The organism is Rhodoplanes roseus (assembly GCF_003258865.1).
GTDB classification, from domain to species: domain Bacteria; phylum Pseudomonadota; class Alphaproteobacteria; order Rhizobiales; family Xanthobacteraceae; genus Rhodoplanes; species Rhodoplanes roseus.
Window position 1 is genome coordinate 1 of sequence record NZ_NPEX01000383.1, and the last position, 4,466, is coordinate 4,466.

The window sequence follows — 4,466 nt, forward strand, 5'->3', positions numbered from 1 at the left end:
ACGACGTTGAGCCGTATGCCCCTCGGAAAATTGCCGCCCGCGACGGCAGTTCAGCATCCATAGGGCTGAGCAATTACGAAATTTTCAGCGCTCCTCGCCCGAAAGCCATCAATGGTTTGACCATAATCCATGGATTAATCTGGAGCAACATCGCTCCCATCGCCGCATGAAGGCGGCGAAACGAATTGCCTGGAATCTGAGACGACTGAGGGTAAGCCGACAGCTTTCGCAGGAGAGCCTGGCGGTCGACGCGAACGTCGATGTGTCCTACGTATCGCGTCTGGAAGGCGCCTTGGAGAATCCGACAGTCGGGCTACTGGAGAAGCTGGCCAGTGCTGTTGGCGCAGACATCTCCGATCTTTTAGCTGAACCTGCACGCGGCGACCGGAAACCAGAACCGTTGAAGAGCGGCCGGCGACCTAAGTAGAAGTCCGGAAGCACAGGCGAAGGTCGCTCGGAGCAGGTAGGGGCCAAGAATTTCTCAGCCCAGGATCAACGAGCAGGTGTCTGCGCCTCAGTGTATGTCGCCGAAGTTGAGCTGGCTCGCGCCGTCACGGTACCGCCTGTATGAACCGAATCGGTCGTGCGTCCACGTCGTCGAAGACGGCGGCGGTCAGCGGTCCGCCATATCCGGCGCCGGTGTCGAGGTTGACCCGATTGGTCCGAAGGTCGGGGAAGCCGTCCGATAAAGGCGTGTGGCCGTGGACGATGAACCGTCCGTGGTTGCGCTCGTCCTCCAGGAAACGATCGCGAATCCACAGCAAGTCGTGATCGACCTGCTGGTCGATAGGCCTGTTGGGATCGATGCCGGCATGAACGAACAACCGCAGCCCGTCGTCATGGCTGGTCGGGAGTGCCTTAAGCCATTCGAGGTGGTCTGCAGGGAGGTCCATGGAACGCTGGGCACCATAACTGCGAAGGGTGGCCGTTCCACCATTCATCAGCCAGTGGCGCTCGGCCGCTTCTCCTTGGCACGCGGCGAGCAGGAGCGCTTCATGGTTCCCGCGCAGGCAGATGAACTTTGCAGGCCGCGCCTGTTGCAGTTGGAAGATCTGCTGAACCGACTCCTTCGTGTTGGGACCGCGGTCAACGTAGTCGCCAAGAAGAACGAACCTCAAGGCGTGACCTCTGCCGTCCTGAAGGCAGCGGCCGATCAAGCGGCGGAGCAGGTACACCATGCCGTGGACATCGCCGATCGCGTACGTTCTCATGGTGTCCCCATTTGATCCGGCCTGTGGACGACGGCGGTCGTGTTGGCTGGCTGGCGCGGCACGTTCTGACTTGGCATCAAGAAATCTGCAGCTGCCGAGGCTTTGGACGCGGCGGCGAAGATCGCTCGCTTGTCCCGCTTAAGGACATCGAGCCAGCTCGCGATGTAATGGGCGTGGTCCGCCCGCGGCGAAGCGGCGACTCCGAGATCGGCACTCAGGAACGCGGCGCCCAGTTCGGCGACGAGTTCCTCCATTGCATAGGCGTCTAGGCCGAAGCGCCTCCCCAGCTGGCGATTGCAGCGGGTCTCGTGTCCGGTCCAGTGCGTGAGTTCGTGGAAGAGGACAGCGTAGTAGGACTCCGTCGGTGAACTTGTGGGCGTGCCGATGAAGGCAGCCGGCCAAGGCATATGGATGCTGTCGGTTGCCGTCGTGTAATAGGCCCGATCGCCACCATGAACGACGGTGGCTCCGCTCCGCGCGACTAGCTGCTCGGCTTGCGCATGCGCGACGACAGGGTCGGTCGGGGCTGTGATCGGTGGACAGTAGCTGTCGACCTGTTCGGCGGCGAACACCGGCGAGGCGCGCGCGACGACGGCCCGGGCCCTGCCGCCCTCGCCATTGTCATCGTCATTCGATCCGGAGTCGTCGGTGCAGGGAACGTCCCGGTAGAAGACGATGAAGGCCGCCTTCTCGCCTTTGCGGACCTGCGCACCGACTTCGGCCCACTGGCGATAGGTTCCCCACCTGCCGGACTGATATCCATGCTGTGTGGCGGCCATCCAAAGCGTCAGGATATTGATGCCTCGATACGCCTTGCCGGTGAGGACGTTGATCGGGCGACGCAGTCCGCCGGCCGTATGCCACGGCAGGCCCGTCGTCCTTTTGGCTTCGGCCAACATGCCGATGATCTGGTTGGTAATCTGCTCGTGGATGTCGAAACGGCTAGCAGCCATAAGTACCCCCATGCAGGCAGTGACGCTCGGCCAATGGCGTGCTGGCCGAGCGAGGGATTGCGACAACTGCGCCGGCGGTCAGATCAGAGCGTCGACGTCACTGAAATCGCAGTAGCGCCGATGAACCCAGTCAGCGGCGTGGGTGAGCCCGGCTGCTTTGATGCTGTCGACGAAATCTTCGAGGGTGATGAAGCCGAAGGATGTTCGGTCGAGTGTGGCGTGAAGGTGAGCGCTGTAGAGATGTACAGCGCGTTCGACACGAGGGTTCAGTCTCGGCGCGATCACGACGAAGGCGCCCTGATCATAATCACCGCGTTGGCGGGCCATTTCGGCCAGCATGTGCTGTCTCCACAGTTGCTGCAGCGGGTTGTCCCGCAGACGACCGTCGTCGGGGTTGATGAAGAGGTTGCTCGTGGCCGAGGCTTGGTCGTACCGGGGTCGGAGCCGAGCGGGCGGCTCATACATTGTTTCGGCGTACTTCACCTCGATGGCTATGAAGGACCGTTTACGCTTGGGGCCCCGACAGCGCAGGAGGACATCGAATGCGGTGTAGTCGCCAAGAAGTGACGGATCGCGCCGGCCCGGCGAATGCTCGAAGAGAATCTCCGTGACCTCATGAACGAGATCCGGGAAGAGTTTGCGATGAAGGCGCGTCGCCGCGTCGAGATCTTTCTTGAGCGGGCCAAAGAGGTTGAAGGTCAGAGGGTGAGATGAAAGCAGGTTGGTGAACAGACGCTGTTGGTCAAACAGCGCGCCATCCTCCCGGTAGGCGACCTCCCGACGAACAAGGGCGGCGATTTCTGGCGACATGAAGTTGCCGCCGTCCTGCGCCGCGGCGCGTTTGAGGCAACTCCCGATTGTTCGCCAGCGGCCCTTCTCATCTTTGTATGAACCCCGGGGAAGGCCCTCGGCTTCGCGCCACAGTGCTTGACGGAGTCGGGCGGCGGTTCGGAACCGATTGTCGGTGGTTTCGAAGACGGCGTGGTCGCGCAGCGTTCGGGAGGGCACGAACGGAAGGCGCCCGTAATCGGCAGTGGTCATTGTTGCACCCCTGGTCAGAGGGGTGAATTCAATGAACACTCGGAGAAATTGCTTGCACACGAACGCGGGCGCGTCCTGGTGGTGGAACCCTGTCCGGCCCAGGGAGGTCGGCTTCGATTTCGCAGCGCACGTCGTGTTGGTCGTGCATGGAAATGCTCTGCCTGAAAGTGGTAAGGGACTGGAAGGTGTGGATGATGATGGTGGTGTTGGTGATGGTGTGTTCTATGGCGTATTCGTCTCGTTAGGTAAGTGGGCAGGGCAGGGTATATAGATGAATGGGCCTATAGATCATATTGCGCAGGCGCGCTACGCGCCCTCGACAAGGAAGCTGCGGAAAGCACACCCGGATCCCGATTGGCGGCGCGGACAGGTCCGGCGGCGGAAGATCGAGCAGTCCCAGCGGGAGAAATCGCGGCGGCCTGACCACGAGAGCTTCAGATGAGCGGATGGAGGCGGAGCGAGGCGCGTGCGACAAGCGGGTGAAAGTAAGAAGGCAGGTCGGTTCCCGAATACTCGGGACCCGGCCTTGCCGTTTGCTTGCAGCGGTTAAATTGCTGCAATTGCACAAGCAGCATCCGCTTGCATTAGCTGCTTGCCCAACTCATTTTTGAATTTATACAATCGTCGGCCCATTTTCTATTCCCGGCCGAATTCCTGAACGATACAATTCCACTTCGAATCGCGACCGGCCGTACTGGCTTGGGCGAACGGAGAATTCCATGGCTACCACAAAATCAAAGAATGTCGCGGATCTTGAGAATATGGATGTCGACGCGCTGTTCGCGTTGAGAGCTGAAATCGACACCGAACTTGATGAGCGGGCTGCGCAGCTGCGCCAGCAGCTCCAGGCGCTCGGCTACCGGGAAGGGGCGAAGCGCGGCCGCCCAGTAAAGGGCGAGCGCAGCAGCGCATTGAAGGGTATAAAGGTCGAACCGAAGTTCCGTGGCCCGAACGGCGAAACGTGGGCCGGGCGCGGTGCGCGTCCGAAGTGGCTGTCGGCGCTGCTCGACGAAGGGCATCCAATCGAGGAATTCGCGGTAGGCGAAGCTGCAGACGAAGAGCGCCGCGTCGCCGCCGCGGCGATCCGGGTGCCGCGCAAGCGAGGCAAGCCGGTCACCAAGAAGTCCGACCGCAAAAAGGGCTGACAGACTGTTCGGCTAGAAGGGGCGGCGTGGTGATTCGTTGTAATTGCTCAGCCCTATGGATGCTGAACTGCCGTCGCGGGCGGCAATTTTCCGAGGGGCATACGGCTCAACGTCGT

General features: G+C 61.2%; 5 protein-coding genes. 2 read left to right on the forward strand and 3 right to left on the reverse strand.

All coding sequences use genetic code 11. The features are described 5' to 3' along the window. The first annotated feature begins 166 nt into the window (after nucleotides 1–166). Entirely contained in the window at nucleotides 167–427 is a 261-nt protein-coding gene (locus CH341_RS28595; RefSeq protein ID WP_111422545.1) for a helix-turn-helix domain-containing protein, read from the forward strand. A 124-nt stretch (nucleotides 428–551) separates the two neighbouring features. Here the strand turns inward: CH341_RS28595 and CH341_RS28600 are convergent, their stop codons facing one another. From CH341_RS28600 to CH341_RS28610, 3 genes are all read right to left on the reverse strand, one after another. Next, nucleotides 552–1,211 (reverse strand): metallophosphoesterase family protein, encoded by a 660-nt coding sequence (locus tag CH341_RS28600; protein WP_111422547.1) that lies wholly within the window; start codon nucleotides 1,209–1,211, stop codon nucleotides 552–554. Continuing rightward, on the reverse strand, nucleotides 1,208–2,164 hold the full coding sequence (locus CH341_RS28605; RefSeq protein WP_111422552.1) for an ArdC family protein: 957 nt from the start codon (nucleotides 2,162–2,164) through the stop codon (nucleotides 1,208–1,210). Before CH341_RS28605 ends, CH341_RS28600 begins: the two co-directional genes overlap by 4 nt. A 78-nt stretch (nucleotides 2,165–2,242) precedes the next feature. After that, nucleotides 2,243–3,205, reverse strand: a complete 963-nt coding sequence (locus tag CH341_RS28610; RefSeq protein ID WP_210208657.1) for a PGN_0703 family putative restriction endonuclease — start codon at nucleotides 3,203–3,205, stop codon at nucleotides 2,243–2,245. 719 nt (nucleotides 3,206–3,924) lie between these two features. On the opposite strand from CH341_RS28610, the gene CH341_RS28615 reads away from it, so the two are divergent. After that, nucleotides 3,925–4,350 carry an H-NS histone family protein gene (locus CH341_RS28615; RefSeq protein WP_111422550.1) on the forward strand — a complete coding sequence of 142 codons (426 nt, stop codon included), beginning with the start codon at nucleotides 3,925–3,927 and terminating at the stop codon, nucleotides 4,348–4,350. Nucleotides 4,351–4,466 lie beyond the last annotated feature (116 nt).

Excerpts from the sequence above, each read along its gene's own strand:
- CH341_RS28595 (WP_111422545.1), top strand. The coding sequence starts at position 167 with ATGAAGGCGGCGAAACGAATTGCCTGGAATCTGAGACGACTGAGGGTA.
- CH341_RS28605 (WP_111422552.1), bottom strand. The coding sequence starts at position 2,164 with ATGGCTGCTAGCCGTTTCGACATCCACGAGCAGATTACCAACCAGATC.
- CH341_RS28615 (WP_111422550.1), top strand. The coding sequence starts at position 3,925 with ATGGCTACCACAAAATCAAAGAATGTCGCGGATCTTGAGAATATGGAT.
- CH341_RS28600 (WP_111422547.1), bottom strand. The coding sequence starts at position 1,211 with ATGAGAACGTACGCGATCGGCGATGTCCACGGCATGGTGTACCTGCTC.
- CH341_RS28610 (WP_210208657.1), bottom strand. The coding sequence starts at position 3,205 with ATGACCACTGCCGATTACGGGCGCCTTCCGTTCGTGCCCTCCCGAACG.